The sequence below is a fragment of the Streptomyces sp. NPDC047072 genome (assembly GCF_040643855.1).
Taxonomy (GTDB): domain Bacteria; phylum Actinomycetota; class Actinomycetes; order Streptomycetales; family Streptomycetaceae; genus Streptomyces.
Genome location: NZ_JBEYVC010000003.1, coordinates 90,225 through 104,825 on the forward strand (window position 1 = coordinate 90,225; position 14,601 = coordinate 104,825).

The window sequence follows — 14,601 nt, forward strand, 5'->3', positions numbered from 1 at the left end:
ACGCGCGAGGGGCGCACACGCGTCCCGCAAGCTTCTTCTCCCCCTCGCTGCGAGGTTTCTGCAAGGCCACCGTCCACCCCCGCGGGCAGAACCACCCCGGAGGCCACTCCCGGCCCCACCCATCCTGTCCTCAACTCATGGAAACTCATGGATTCCACGGGGGAGTTCGTATGAGTCTGCTGATGCCCGACGCCGAACGGCGGCCCGCCGTGCCGCTGCGCCTGGACGTGGAGCGCTGGGCCACCTTCCGGATCCGCAGGCGGGTCCTCGCGGTGGTCCACACGGTGACCTCCGCGAGGCGGCTGCTGGAGGCGGTCCGATTACTGGAGGGCGACCCGAGGGTGCAGGTCGTCTTCACCATGGCCAACGACGTCTTCAACGACGGCGTGGAGTCCTTCCTGGCCGGCATCCGGGCCCTGGTGGTGCCCTGGAGCCAGGCCGTGCACACCCGCTTCGACCTCGCGCTGGCCGCGAGTCACGGCGGTCTGCACGAGCTGAACGTCCCGGTGATCGTGCTCCCGCACGGGGCCTCGTACAACAAGCGGATCTCGGTGTCCGGCGGCCCGCGCGGACGGGGCACGGCCACGCCCGAGGTCTACGGTCTTGGCCGGCAGTGGCTGGTGCGCGACGGGGTGGTCGTGCCCGCCGCTATCGCCATGGCGCACGAGGAGGACCGGGTACGGCTCGGCCGGCAGTGCCCGGAGGCGCTGCCGGTGGCCGAGGTGGTCGGGGACCCCTGCTACGACCGGGTGGCGGCCAGTCTGCCGTTCCGGGCGCTGTACCGGGAGGCGCTGGGGACCGGGCCCGGGCAGGAACTGGTGCTGGTCTGCTCCACCTGGGGTCCCGACTCCCTGCTGGGCCGCCACTGGGACCTGCTGGAGCGGCTCGCGGCGGAGCTGCCCCGCGAGGAGTTCCGGATCGTCGTCATGCTGCACTCGCACGTCTGGAACGCGCACAGCGAATGGCACATCCGCAGCGCCTTCGCCGGCCTGGCCCGTGCCGGGGTCGGGCTGGTCAGCCAGCACGCGGAGTGGTCCGGGGCGGTGGTCGGCGCGGACTACGTCGTGGGCGACCACGGCTCCGTGGGCCTGTACGCGACGATGACCGGGGCGCGCATCCTCACGGCCGGCGCGCCCGACACGGACCTGGACTCGGGCTCCCCCATGGCCGGGCTCCGCGCGCTGGCCCCCCGGGTCCGGCGCGGCAGCCATGTCCGCCGCCAGCTCCGCCGCAGTACGGCGGCGTACCGCGCGGGCCAGTACGCCCACATCGCGTCCCGCCTCAGCTCGGAACCGGGCCGCTTCGCCCCCCTGATGCGAGCCCTCCTCTACCGCCGCCTCCACCTACGCGCCCCCGCCGGCCGTCCCCTCACCCAACGGGCGGTCCTGCCGGTGACAGTCGGACAGGGGGCACCGTGAACGGGGGGCCGGACAGGGGCGTTTGGCATATGGAGGCCGGTCTGCCGCCGGGGTGTCCGACGAGTGCGGCTCAGCATGTGGAAATCAGTCTGGAGCCGGAGTGTCCGACGAGTGCGGCTCAGCATGTGGAGATCGGTCTGGAGCCGGGGTGCCGGACGAGTGCGGCTCGGCACGCGGAGGTCCGTCCGGAGCTGGGGTGGCCTGGCGGCCTCGGCGGTGGGCCCGGGGTGCTCGACCTTGGGGCTGGGGCGCCGTGGCGCTCGGACCTCGGCCTCGTGCGGGAGTGCCCCGGCGGCCTCGGCTGTGGGGGCGGCGCGCTCGCCCCTGGGGCCGAGGTGGCGCGGCACACGGACGTCCGCCTTGTGCCGGAGTGCCCAGGCGGTGGGTCCGGGGCGCTCGACACCGGGGCCGGGGTTGCGCGGCACGCGGAGAGCCGCCTCGTGTCTGAGTGCCCCGGCGGGCTCGGCCGGGAGGACCTCGTGCTCGGTTCCGTCGTGGACCGGCATCTGCGGGTCGTTCTGCCTGCGCCGCGGCCCTGGCCGTTGCTCGCCGACGTACTGGTGTCGCCCGGCTCGGACGCTTCCGTGGCCGACCGGCTGGCCGCCGCCCATCCGGGGGCAGCGGTGGTGGCCGTGCACCGGGGTGCCGAGGTGTGCTGGCTGCGCCTCGGCACGGGCGACGCCGTACACCTGACCCTCACCGCCCACCACGCCACCCGATGCTCCTGGCCGACCTGGGCGTCAGTGGCTCACGCCTGGCTGGTGACGGGACTGCCTCTGGAGAGGCTGCCGTACGTGGAGGTGCGACCGCCCCAGGAAAGCCTGCTGCGCGCGGAGGCGGAACTGCCCCTGGAAAAGCCGCCTCTGGAGGCAGCCCAGCCACCCGTGCCTCCGGCGGAAGCAGTTCAGCCGCTCATGCCTCCGGCAGCCCCGGCGCACCCACGCACACCTCCGACTGAGGCCCCGCGGCCACCCACGTCTCCGGCGGGCGTGGCTCATCCACCCACATCCCCGACAACCCCGGCTCACCCACCCACGTCTCCGGCTGAGGCCGCTCGGCCACCCACATCCCCGCCGGGCGTGGCCCACCCGCCCGCATCCCCGACACCCCCGACTCACCCACCCACGTCTCCGGCTGAGGCCCCTCGGCCACCCACATCCCCGCCGGGCGTGGCCCACCCGCCCACGTCCCCGACAGCCCCGGCTCACCCACCCACATCCCCGTCAGCCCCGGCTCACTCACCCACCGCTCCACCCGCCCCGCCAGCCCCCGTACCCCCGTCCCCCTCGCCCTCCTCCAACCCCCGCAACCGCTCCCGCACCCCGCCCGCCGCCCCCGAACGCCCCACTGTCACATAGAGGTCCAGCGCCTCCCGGTACCGCGCCAGGGCCGCTTCCCGTCGGCCCTGGCGCTGTGCGGTCTCGCCCAGGGCCTCCAGGGCCCGTGCCATCTCGTAGGACGCGGCGACCTCCCGCAGCACCTCCAGCGCGCCGGAGAGCACGTCCTCCGCCTCGTCCAACCGGCCCCCGCGCAGGCAGACCCGGCCGAGCAGGATCACGGCCCGCGCCGCGTTGTACGAGTCGTCCACCGCGAGCAGCGTCGCGCGGGCCTCAGTGGCGGCCTCGACCGCCCGCTCCAGCCGCCCCCGGCCCAGTTCGACGTCCGCCGCGTTGAGCCGGGCAAGCCCGCCTCCCCGCCGGTCCCCGCACGACGGCAGCTCGACCGCGGCCCGGGCGAACAGGTCCGCCGCCGCGTCGAGCCGCCCCAGCCGCTGCTCGGCGAGCCCGCGGAAGTTGAGCGTACGGGCGTGCCCCAGCCGGTCCCCGTCCGCGGTGAAGAGCCGCGCTGCCCGCTCGAACATCTCCAGCGCCCGCGCGTGGTCGCCCCGCCCCAGCTCCCCCAGCCCGCCGGAGGTCAGCATCCGGCACTGGACGGCCGTGTCCGACAGTTCCTCCGCGGCGGCCAGCCCGTGGCGGTAGGCGGCGCACCAGTGGTCGTAGTGCTTGCGCCGGATGAAGAACGGACCCAGCGCGTCGGCGAGTTGCCAGACCACCTCGAAAGCGCCCGCCGCCGCGGCCCGGCGCACCACCGCCATCAGCGTGGGCAGCTCCCGCTCCAGCCAGTCCAGCGCCGCCTGCGCCCCCTCGCCGAAGTCCTCGGTGACCACGGGCCCGGTACCGAAGGATCGTTCCCTCAAAGGGTGCCGGGGGTCGATGGCCGTCTCGGCGCGCGTCGCGGTGGCCACACAGTGGTCGGCGAACCGCCGGAACGCCGCCGCGCGCTCCCCGGCGGACTCGTCCTCCTCCGCCCTGGCGGCCGCGTGCAGCCGTACGAGATCGTGGAACCGGTACCGGTCCTCCCCGACCTCGACGAGCAGATTGGCGTCATGGAGGATGTCGAGCAACTCCTCCGGCGTCCCGCCCGTCCCATCAATGCCACCCGCCCCACCGAGAAACGCCCGCGCCGCCGCCGTCCCGAACTCCGTCCCCGGGTGCAGCCCGAGCAGCCGGTAGAGCCGGGCCGCGTCGGCCGGCAGCCCCTCGTACGACAGGTCCAGCGCCGCCCGCACCCCGTGGTCCCCCTCGATCGCCAGCGCGTCCAGCCGTCCCCGCTCGGCCGCCAGGGCCCGCACCATCGTGGTGATCGGCCGCCGCGGCCGGGCCGCGAGCCGGGCCCCCGCGACCCGCACCGCGAGCGGTAACCCGGCGCAGAGTCCGACCAGTTCACGTGCCTCGTCCGGCTGGTCGGCCACCCGGTCGTCGGCCAGGGTGACCGCCAGCAGTTCTACGGCGTCCTCCGGGGCGAGCGGCTCCAGTTGCACCTGGTGGCCGCCTTCGAGGACCAGCCCCGACATCCGCCGCCGGCTGGTGACCAGGGTGACGTTCGGCCCGCCCGGCAGCAGCGGCCGTACCTGGGCGGCCGTCGCCGCGTCGTCGAGCAGCACCACGATCCGGCGCTCCGCGGTGAGCGAACGGTAGAGGGCGGCGCGTTCCGCGATGCCGTACGGCACCTGCTGCGGCTCCACGCCGAGCCCGCGCAGGAAGCCGCCGAGCACCTCACCCGGGTCGGCGGGGCCGGCCGGTGACTGGGCGCCGAGGTCGGCGTAGAGCCCCCCGCCGGGGAAGTCGGGGCGCAGCCGGTGCAGCCAGGCCAGGGCCAGCGCGGTCTTGCCCACCCCGCCCAGCCCGCTCACCGTGGCCAGCGCGGAGTCCCCACGGCCCGCGGATCTGGCCCGCAGGTCCTCGAGTCGCTCCACCTCGGCCGTACGGTCCGTGAGCGCGACCGCGGGAGGCAGCTGCCAGGGCCGGGCCCGCGGCGGCCCGTCACCGGAGCGGATGTGCACGCCCCCGTAGACCGCCGACGCCTGCACGCTGGGGCCGTGCACGACGCCGCCGCTCAGCTCGTTGTGGCCGCCCCGCTCCTGCCCCCGCACGTCTCGCCCCTCCGACCGGTAAGTACCGTGCCCTGGGGATGAGTATGTCCACGCTCACACGTTCGAACCCGAGGACGGCGCCCGCCCCGGGCCGGGGTCATGTGACGTTCGTCGCGCCTACGGCGACTCAGTGGTCGTACACGACCGTCACCGGCGCATGGTCCGACCAGCGCTCCGGGTGGGTGGCCGCGCGCTCCACGTAGCCCTTGACCGCCTTCGCGGCGAGGCCGGGCGTGGCGACGTGGTAGTCGATGCGCCAGCCGGTGTCGTTGTCGAAGGCGCGGCCGCGGTAGGACCACCAGGAGTACGGCCCGTCCACGTCCGGGTGCAGGGACCGTACGACATCGACGTAACCGCCGTCGGTCTCCTCGAACACCTGGGTGAGCCAGGCGCGCTCCTCCGGGAGGAAGCCGGAGCTCTTCTGGTTGGCGCGCCAGTTCTTGAGGTCGGCCGGCTGGTGGGCGATGTTCCAGTCGCCGCAGACGACGACCTCGCGGCCGTCGGCGGCGGCCCGCGCTTTGAGGTCCTTGAGGTACACGAGGAACTCGGCCATGAACCGGACCTTCTCGTCCTGCCGCTCGGTGCCGACCTCGCCGGAGGGCAGGTAGAGGGAGGCGACCGTCACACCGGGCAGGTCGGCCTCGACGTAGCGCCCGCTGCCGTCGAACTCCTCCGACCCGAAACCGACCTGGACGCGGTCGGGCTCGCGGCGCGTGTAGAGCGAGACACCGGCCCGCCCCTTGGCCGCGGCGGGCGCGTGCACGACGTGCCAGCCGTCGGGGGTACGGACCTCCTCGGGCAGCTGCTGCGGCTCGGCGCGCACCTCCTGGAGGCAGAGCACATCGGCGGAGGTGTCTGCGAGCCACTCCACGAAACCCTTCTTCGCGGCGGCACGCAGCCCGTTCACATTGGCGGAGGTCACTGTCAGCACAACACTCTCCTGAGCAAGGGAAGACGCAGGCACGCTACTCGACGGTGGCACCCTCCCTTGTCGGCGCCCACGGGTCCGGCTCCCACACAGGGGGCGCGCGCCGCACGGCGGCCTGCCGATCACCGTCCGCTACGACCATGGCGGCACCGCCGAGTCGGCCCCGGCCGTTCCGCACCTCCCCACGCCCCACGCCACATGTCACCGCCACCGGGCGTGTCGGGCTGCGGTGGCGGTGGCGATGACGTGGGGGAGTTGGTCAGCGGGTGGACTTGGCGGCCTCGATGATCAGGTCGGCGACCGTGTCGGGCTGGGAGAGGGAGACCGCGTGGGAGGCGTCGACGCGCACGACGGTCGAGCCCGCGCGCTCGGCCATGAACTCCTGGGCCCGGCCGGGGATGGCGTTGTCCTGGGTGGCGACCACCGCCCAGGAGGGCAGGGTGCGCCAGGCAGGGGTACCGGAGAGCCTGGCGGTCAGGGCCTGTACGCGGACCGAGCGCTGGGTGACCGCGAGGATGTCGGTGACCTCCGTGGGCAGGTCGCCGGCGATGACGTCCCGGTAGTGCTCGGGCAGGATCCGCAGCTCCGGCTCGCCCTCGTGCTCGAAGGCCACGGTGGTGTCCGGGCCCATCTTCGCGCCTTCGAAGCGGGAGGCGTTGTCCAGGGAGCTCTCGCCCTCGTCGGGCTGGAAGGCGGCGACGTAGACCAGCGCCTCGACGTTGGAGGCGTCACGGGCGGCCCGGGTGATGATCGACCCGGCGTAGGAGTGACCGACCAGCACGACCGGGCCCTCCACACCCTTGGCGACGGTGGCGGCGTACGCGGCGTCGGACTCCAGGCCGCGCAGCGGGTTCGCCACGGCCACCGCGGTGTAGCCCTGCCCCCGGAGCTTGGTGATGACTCCCTTCCACATGCCGGAGTCGCCGAAGGCGCCGTGGACGAGAACGATGGTGGGGGTGGTGCTCATGAGTTCCATACCTCTCAGGGAGAACGATCGGTCTTTCTGCGAGAGAGACTAGTCGTTCTCTCTGGGTGCCGCAATCGGAGGGTCAACCGGAGAGGCAGCCGGAGGGGGGCGGTCAGAACGAACGGTCTTTCCTTACGATGGGGGTATGACGACCGCCTCGGAGCTCCACCCCAAGGACCGGCTGCTGCGCACCGCGTCCCGCCTCTTCTACGCGGAGGGCATCCAGGCCGTGGGCATCGACCGCCTGGTCACCGAGGCCAAGGTCACACGTGCCACCTTCTACCGGCACTACCCCAGCAAGGACGACCTCGTCTCCGCCTACCTCACCGCCACCGCTGAACAGATCCGGGACGCCGTCGGACAGGCACGGCAGGGCAGGACACCGCGCGAGGCGCTCCGCGCGGTCATGGCCGTCCTGGGCGATGCGACCCTGGAGGACGGCTTCCGCGGCTGCCAGTTCCTCAACGCCGCCGCCGAATACCCCGACCGCACCCACCCGGTGCGCGCGGTCATCGACGACCAGCGCACCTGGCTGTTCGGCGTCCTTCGCGACCTCTCGGCCGCCATGGGCCACCCCGACCCCGACCACGCCGCCCGGCTTCTCGTCCTGCTCCACGACGGCGCGTTCCAGTCCGCCGAACTCGACGACGCCAAGGCCGTCCGCGAAACCCTCCGCCGCGCTGTCGACGAGGTCTTCCCCGACGCCCAGGACACCTGACGACCGACCCCGGCCACCGGCCGGATCGACCACCCTCCGGCCGGCGAGGGGTGTGAAGGCTTGAAGGCCCTTTCCCAGACGGCACACTGGACGCCATGATGATCCGCCGTGTCCCCTTCGACCACCCCGACGCCGTCAAGCTCAACGACCGGGTGCAGGCCGAGTACCACGTCCGTTACGGCGACGGCGGCGACGCCACCGAGCTGGCCCCGTCCGACTTCGAGCCGCCGAACGGCGTCTACCTCATCGCGTACGACGAGACGGGCAGCCCCGTCGCCACCGGCGGCTGGCGCTCCCAGGACGCGAACGGCGAGGGCAACCGGGACGGCGACGCCGAGCTCAAGCGCATGTACGTGATCGACGAGATGCGCGGCCGGGGCCTGGCCCGCCGCATCCTCTCCGCTCTGGAGGAGGACGCGCGTGCGGCGGGCCGGGTCCGGATGGTCCTGGAGACCGGCATCAAGCAGCCGGAGGCGATAGCCCTCTACACCTCCAGCGGCTACGAGCCGTGCACGAAGTTCGGCTACTACCGGCACTACGAGGACAGCAAGTGCTTCGCGAAGCCGCTGTGATCAACTCCCGCGCCCGGTGCGGTGGAAGCCGACCGTGTACGTGCGGGTGACCGAGCCGTTGGCCGAGGTGAGCGTGAGGGTGCGGGATCCGGGCGCGGTGAGGACCGGGCTGCCGTCCGTCACCTTCACCCGCGTGCCCGGCTGGGCCGCGAGCGCCGAGACGGCCGGGAGCCTCGCGTTCTTCGGCCAGTCGACGACGTACGTCGACACGTCCGGGTCGAACCCGTCGACCGGGACGCCTCCCACGGTGATCGCACGGGCGTCGGCGACGCTCGCCCTGGTCGCGTCGGAGAAGTTCGTCACCGTGACCGAGCCGTCCGCGTTCACGACCACGTCCGCCGCCATCGCCGCCGCCAGGTTGATCCGCTGCCAGCTCGCCTCGCCGTTCCCGGTGCGGTCGAGCGGGTAGCCGGAGTCCGTCGCGGTCTGCTCCAGGATCTGTGTGCGCTGCGCGGCGGTGAGGTCGGGGAAGGCGGTGATCAGCAGCGCCGCCGCGTCGGCCGGGGTCCGCAGCGCCTGCCCGGCCTTCCCGGTCCGAGAGAACCCGTAGGTCAGGCGCTGGGTGTACAGGTCGACGTCCTGCTCGGTGCTCAACCCGGCGTACGGGTCGCCCGCGCAGGCCGTGAGCGAGTCGCCGTACCCCTTCTCCTCGCACCGCGCGAGCAGCACGTTCTCCATCTCGGTGTGGGCCTGCGTGAGCAGCCGCGCGAACTCCGGGTCCGCCCAGCGGTGCGCCACCGTGGCCTGCGCGGTGATGCGGCCGCCCATGACGTCGAGCGGGTAGTGGAACCCGAGGACGATCCGGTTGTCGCCGTACTCCGAGGCGCGCGCGAGGATCGACGGCGCCAGCTCCGGCAGCAGCGTGGCGAGGACGGTCCCGGCCTCGTAGCCGCCGTAGGTGTGCCCGCTCGGGTACGAGCCGCTGGTGGCAAGCCCGTTGTACGAGCCGTCCTGCGACTCGTAGACCTCGCCGCCGTCACCGACGAACCCGAGCCGCACGTACGGGCGCAGATAGCCGTACGTGTTCTTCGCCGCGTCGACGCCGTCGAGGCCCTGTGTGACACGGCCGAACAGGGCGTCGGTCTTGGGCAGTTGGCCGCCCTTGAGCGCGTCGAGGTAGATCTGGCCGAGCCGGGACCCGAGGCCGTCGGCCATCGTGACGGTGCCGCTGTTCGCCGCGTCCACCTCGGCGCGGTCGACCTGCTTCTGGGTGGCCGCGTTGTTGACGCGTACGGCGATCTCGTCGTTCTCGGCGGTGGGCGAAGTGCCGGTGGGCAGCTTGGAGTTGGGCGCGAGGGTGCCGGTGCCGAGGTCGCGGAAACCGCGGAGCAGGGTGTCGAAGTAGTCGGAGGTGGGCCAGGTGTCGGACGGGTAGGCCGCCTTGAGGGTGTCGTCCGGGAAGGGGGACGGGTCGTACGTGGACGGGTCGTATGTGGACGGGCCGTACGTGGACGGGTCGGCGGCGGTGGTCGCGGAGGTCTCACGGACCTGTCCGCCGCCGGTGACCGCGGGCTCGGTGAAGGCGCTCCATCCCGAGGCGCCGACGCCGTTCACCGCACGGACGCTCGCGGTGTACGACCGGCCGGCCGGAAGCCGGGTGAATACCGTACGGCGGCTGTCCGGGTCGTGGATCTCCACCTGATGGCCGTCGTCGAGGGCCACGACGTACCCGGTGACCGGCGAGCCGCCGTCGTCCCCGGGCACGGACCAGTTGACGGTCACACTGCTGCCCGACGGGGTCGCCGACACGGCGTCGGGTGCGGCGGGGACCGTCCTGGGCTTGGTGGTGAGCGCGCTGATGCCGCTCTTGAGTGCCTGGAGGCGGGCCGCGAGGGTGGCGTCCGTCGCCGTGTCGTCCGCGAGCGTGGTCCTCGCCGCGTCGAACGCGTCCCCGAAGGCCGCCCAAGACGCGTCCGTGTAGCGGCCCTTGACGAGATCCGACGCCGTCTCGACCAGGTTCTCCAGCCGCAGCCTCGGGAGCGGGACCAACTGCCTGGCGGCCAGGGTGAGATACCGGGTCCGGTTGTCGACGTCGAGCTGGGTCGCGCTGTCGGCGTCCAACAGGGCCCGCGCGGCGGCTAGTTCGCGCCGGAACACCGCGAGGTCGATCGCGTCGTACCGCTCCGCGTCCTCGGCCAGCCCCTCGTACTGCTCGACCGCCTTGTGCAGCGCGGCCGTGTCCGTGACGGCGGGCGCGGCGACATGACCGAAGGTGATCCGGCCCAGGTTGGCGACGTACGGATGTGAGGAGTCCGCGCGGGTCGTCAGCCGCAGGTGGACGCGGTGGGTGCCGGTGATCGCCTTGGGAAGGGTCAGGTTCGCCGTCCCGCCCGCCGACCAGGCCGTGCCGGTGACCGGCAGCGGGATCGTGGCGTACGGCGTTCCCGGGCTCGCCGCGTCGAAGTCGTCCAGGTAGAGCTGGACGGCCGAACCGGTGCCGCAGCGCGCCGAGTTGTTGACGTACGTGAGGGTGACGGTGTCCTTCGAGGTGCCGCCGAAGTCGATGTCGCCGTAGTCGACCCAGGCGCCGTCGTAGGTGCCGCCGAGGTCGGTCGCGGACCCGGCGTCACTCCAACCGGCCGGTTCGCTCTTGAGGCCGCCGCCGCTGTGGGAGACGAACGCCGTGGCGTCGAAGCCGACTTGGGCGTCGGCGTCCCGCGTCAGGGTGAGCGAGTAGACGTTGGCGACGTACGGCTGGGTGTCGGTCTGTGTGCTGGAGACGAAGGCCGCGTAGATGTCCTGGACGCCGGTGAACACGTCCGGATCCAGCCGCACGGTCGCGGTGCCGACGGTTCCCCAGCCCGAACCGGTGTAGTCCAGCGGGACGTCGACGCTCTTCGCGCCGTCCTTCGAGCCGAGGTGCAGCTCGATGCGCGAGTCCGAGGCGGCGCGGGAGCGCGGCTTGTCGTAGCTGACGGTGAGGGTGTCGGCGCCGCCTTCGCCGAGGTCGGTGTCCTTCCACTCGGCCCACGCGCCGTTCGTCACGTTCTCGAAGATGCCGTTCGAGACCTTGAGCGGGAGTGAACCCCCGCCGCTCGACGTCGAGTTGGCCGTGGTCAGCGCGGCGAGCGTGGTCTCGGTGGACGAGTCGACCGGGTACGGCGAGAACTGGTACCGGTCGAAGTTCGCCACCCACTGCTGACCGGACGGGGCGTGGAAGACGAAGGTCGCGCTCGCCGCGTCCAGCAGGGCCTGCGGGTCGGTGACGGTCACCTGGACGGTCGCGTAGTACTGCCAGCCCCCGGTGCCGGGGAGTTGGACGGTGGCGGCCACGGGGCCGTCGGTGGCACCGGCGTGGATGTCGACGCGGCTCGGCTCGGCCGTCGTGGCCTGGGAGTTGGCGTACCGGACGGAGACGCTGCGCGGGGCGACCCCGCCGAAGTCGAGCTTGGTGAACCGTTCCCAGGACCCTTCGGTGACCCCGCCGAGGTTGCCGTCGGAGTAGTAGGCCTCGCTGGTGAGGTTCGGGCCCTCCTTCTGGTCCGGGCTCTCGGCCTGGAGGACCGCGTAGCCGCCCTCGTCGATGGTGAGGGCGTCGGCGGCGGACCGCAGGGCGTCGTGCGCGGCCATGAGCGTGCCGGTGGCGGAGGCGGGGTCGGCGAGGACGGTCCGGGCGCGTTCGAGGGCCGCGCGGAACGGGGTGTAGGAGCCGTCGGAGTAGTTGCCGGGGCGGACCAGGGACGCCTGGTCCGTCAGGGCGGCGAGGGCCTTGCGCTGCACCGCGGCGGCGGAGATCCGCAGGGGGTCGGTCGGGGAGATCCCGGCGCCGCCGACCGGCGCCTTGTGCGTGAACGCCGTGTCGCGGAACGTGAGTCCGAAGCGGGCGTCGACCTCGGTGGTGCCGGTGAGGTGGAGGGACGCGGTGCGCGGGCCGGTGACGCGGAGGTCCGCGGTGACGCCGCCCGGCAGGCCGGTCACGGTGGCCGCGCCGGTTTTGGTGAGGCTGACTCCCTTGCGGGCGGCGAAAGTTGCCGGTCCGTCGAGCGTGAGCCTGATGCCGCCGTCGACGGTGCCGTCGGCGGCGGTGGCGAGGGTGGTGGGTCGGGCGGAGAGGATGGTGGTGCCGCTGCCTGTGCCTTGGGCACCGCCTGTGTCGGTGTTCAGCGAGTACGCGGGCTTCGTGCGGGAGCCCCAGTCGGAGGGCTCGGCGCCCATCGTGAAGTCGAGCGTCCCGCCCGCGATGATCTGCGAGTAGTCGAGCCAAGTGTCCGTGAACCGCTTGCCGTTGAGGGTCGCGCGCTGCACGTAGTACCGGCTCGGCGACACCCCGTCGGCCTTCACCGTGAACTTCGTACCGTTCGGGTAGGTGATCGTCGTGGAGTCGAAGAACGGGCTGCCGATCTGGAACTGACTCGATCCGGCGGTCACCGGGAACAGTCCCAGCGCTGCGGCGACGAACATCGTCGACATGGTGCCGGCGTCGTTGTCCATGGTCGGCAGGAAGCCGTGCGGGTCGAGCTTGTAGACCTGCGTCTTGATCGGCGGTCTGAACTCACCGCCGGAGCTGGGGAGTTCGTTCGTCGAGCCGGTCGCGATGTAGCGGTTCCAGGTCGTGCCGGTGTAGATGGCGCGCACCCACTTCTGCGTCAGGCTCGGCTCGCCCACGTAGTTGAAGAGGTAGGGGGCCTGGAGGTCGATCTCGTTCGCGTTGGAGTGCAGCATGGTCGAGCCGTCGTCGGCATCGGAGTCCTCGCCGAACATGTGCTCGACGGCGGCCTTTCCGGCCTTCGCGCCGCCCATCGCCTCGATGAGGCCGCCCATGTCGTACGCGTCGTACCAGTGGTACTGCCAGAGCGTGCCCTGGTAGAGCCCGGCCGCCTCGAACTTCTCGTGGTCGGCGCTCTGCCAGTCGCCGCCCGCCGCACGCGGGGTGAGCAGCCCGACCTCGGTGCCGTCCGCCGCCGTCCAGGCCCCGGACTTGACGAGGTTGTCGATCGCCATGGTCGACTGGGTGCGCAGCTTCCGCGCGTCCGCGTCCTTGCCGAGCGCGTCGGCGACGACGGCCAGCGCCCACTGGTCGTAACCGCGCTGGACGGTCGTCCCGGGATCGCCGGCGATGTATCCCTGCCGCAACTGCGCGCCGGTGTAGTACCCGACGTACGACTTGAGCGCCGGGTACGCCTCGTCGAGGCGGTCGAAGCCCCCGTACCCCTTGGACAGCGCGTCGGCGATCACGACGGGCGAGCGCTCCCACCGCACCGTCGGCACCGAGTGGGTGAGGCTGCCGAGGCTCTTGCCCGAGGTGTGCGCGTCGGCGAACAGCACGATGAGCGACTGCACGAGATCCCGGTACGTGGCCGGGTCGATGTACGCCTCCACCGAGTACTTGCGGAAGTCGTCCCAGGTGGACCAACCGTCGTAGTACGTGAAGCCGTTGGTCTTGTGCACCGCTCCGTCGACGCCCCGGTACGTCCCGCTGGTGCTGGTGGCGTTCACCGGCAGCGCGTACATGCGGTACAGGTGCGTGTAGAAGAGCTTGCTCAGCGTCGAACCGGGGTCGGACGTCGGGGAGTTGTGGACGGCGACGGCACCGAGCGTACGGCTCCACTCCGCCTTCGTCCGGGCGCGCGCCTGGTCGAAGGTGAGGCCGCCCACCTCGTTGCGCTGATCGGTCAGGGCCTGTTCGGCGCTGATCGGCGACAGTGTGATCCGCAGCTCGATGTCGTCCCCGGCGGCCTTGCCGAACCCGAGGATCGCGCCGGTGTCGGTGCCGTCCTGCGCGGTCGCGCCGCTCAACTTCCCGTCGCCGCCCCAGCTTTGGAGGGAGGTGACAGGAGCGTTGGTCGTGGCGGCGTAATACAGCTTGTACGAGGCGCCGTTGAAGGACCCCGCGACGAACCCGGTGAGCGAGGTGGTGCCGTCCGGGAGCGTCGTCGCCTTCAGGGTGGAGCGGGTCCGGCTGGTGAAGTTGTTGGCGAGGTCGAGCACGAGCCGCGGCTCGGCCCCGCCCGGGAAGCCGTACCTTTCGAGCGCCGTCCGCGTCGTCGCGGTCATCTCCGCGTCGATGGTCCCCGCGGAGTCCCCGAGCCCCACCTGGTAGTAGCCGGGCGTGGCGGTCTCGTCGTCATGGCTGTACGAGTGCGCGTAGGTGCCGGCCGCCGGGCGGCTGTCGTACGACGTGGTCGTCGGCACGACCAGCAGATCACCGCCGCCGCCCGAACCGCCGACCCCGTCGAGGTTCGTCGCCGTGAACCCGGCGATGTGGTCCTCGTCGTAGTCGTACCCGGTGTGGTTGCGGCCCGGCGTGGTCAACGGGTTGACCTTGGCGAGGCTGTGCGGCGCCTGGGCCCCGGGCAGGTCGTTGCCGTCGTCACCGGCGGTGGAGACGAAGGGGGCGACGAGGCGGGTGTAGTCGGTGCCCTCCGAGGTGACGGCGGGCGCCGCGGCCGCTGCCGTACCGCCCCCCGCCAGCGCGGCGAGGCCGAGCGCTCCGGTGACCAGGACGGCGCACAGACGGCGGGATCTGCGGGAAAGGGGTCTACGGGAGCGGGGTCTGACAGGCACGGAACCTCTCCAGCGTCGCGATGGACAAGCACGATCCGGCCGCACAGGTGGACAACGTTGT

7 protein-coding genes are annotated in these 14,601 nt (G+C 72.4%); 3 read left to right on the forward strand and 4 right to left on the reverse strand.

Going from position 1 to position 14,601, the window contains the following annotated elements; translation table 11 throughout:
• Positions 1 to 170 precede the first annotated feature (170 nt).
• Complete coding sequence (locus ABZ896_RS02220) at positions 171 to 1,418, forward strand: hypothetical protein (RefSeq protein WP_360920499.1); 1,248 nt, start codon at positions 171 to 173, stop codon at positions 1,416 to 1,418.
• Positions 1,419 to 2,652: 1,234 nt separating this feature from the next.
• Here the strand turns inward: ABZ896_RS02220 and ABZ896_RS02225 are convergent.
• From ABZ896_RS02225 to ABZ896_RS02235, 3 genes are all read right to left on the reverse strand, one after another.
• A complete protein-coding gene (locus tag ABZ896_RS02225) occupies positions 2,653 to 4,851 on the reverse strand; it encodes a tetratricopeptide repeat protein (protein WP_360920502.1) in 2,199 nt (732 codons plus the stop codon).
• Between the two features lie 127 nt (positions 4,852 to 4,978).
• Positions 4,979 to 5,782, reverse strand: a complete 804-nt coding sequence (locus ABZ896_RS02230) for an exodeoxyribonuclease III (protein ID WP_360920505.1) — start codon at positions 5,780 to 5,782, stop codon at positions 4,979 to 4,981.
• A gap of 256 nt (positions 5,783 to 6,038) precedes the next feature.
• Positions 6,039 to 6,746, reverse strand: a complete 708-nt coding sequence (locus tag ABZ896_RS02235; RefSeq protein WP_360920508.1) for an alpha/beta hydrolase — start codon at positions 6,744 to 6,746, stop codon at positions 6,039 to 6,041.
• A gap of 145 nt (positions 6,747 to 6,891) precedes the next feature.
• On the opposite strand from ABZ896_RS02235, the gene ABZ896_RS02240 reads away from it, so the two are divergent.
• Together ABZ896_RS02240 and ABZ896_RS02245 are read left to right on the forward strand one after the other, a co-directional pair.
• Positions 6,892 to 7,464: a TetR/AcrR family transcriptional regulator gene (locus tag ABZ896_RS02240; protein ID WP_360920512.1), complete on the forward strand. Its 573-nt coding sequence runs from the start codon at positions 6,892 to 6,894 to the stop codon at positions 7,462 to 7,464.
• 95 nt (positions 7,465 to 7,559) lie between these two features.
• A complete protein-coding gene (locus tag ABZ896_RS02245) occupies positions 7,560 to 8,036 on the forward strand; it encodes a GNAT family N-acetyltransferase (protein WP_360920515.1) in 477 nt (158 codons plus the stop codon).
• Here ABZ896_RS02245 and ABZ896_RS02250 read toward each other — a convergent pair whose 3' ends face one another.
• Positions 8,037 to 14,540, reverse strand: coding sequence for a glycoside hydrolase domain-containing protein (locus tag ABZ896_RS02250; protein WP_360920518.1), 6,504 nt, complete (start codon positions 14,538 to 14,540; stop codon positions 8,037 to 8,039). It lies immediately after the preceding gene.
• Positions 14,541 to 14,601: the final 61 nt, after the last annotated feature.

Bases quoted from the DNA above. Each gene is read 5' to 3' on its own strand.
- ABZ896_RS02220 (WP_360920499.1), top strand. From the start codon at position 171: ATGAGTCTGCTGATGCCCGACGCCGAACGGCGGCCCGCCGTGCCGCTG.
- ABZ896_RS02235 (WP_360920508.1), bottom strand. From the start codon at position 6,746: ATGAGCACCACCCCCACCATCGTTCTCGTCCACGGCGCCTTCGGCGAC.
- ABZ896_RS02240 (WP_360920512.1), top strand. From the start codon at position 6,892: ATGACGACCGCCTCGGAGCTCCACCCCAAGGACCGGCTGCTGCGCACC.
- ABZ896_RS02245 (WP_360920515.1), top strand. From the start codon at position 7,560: ATGATGATCCGCCGTGTCCCCTTCGACCACCCCGACGCCGTCAAGCTC.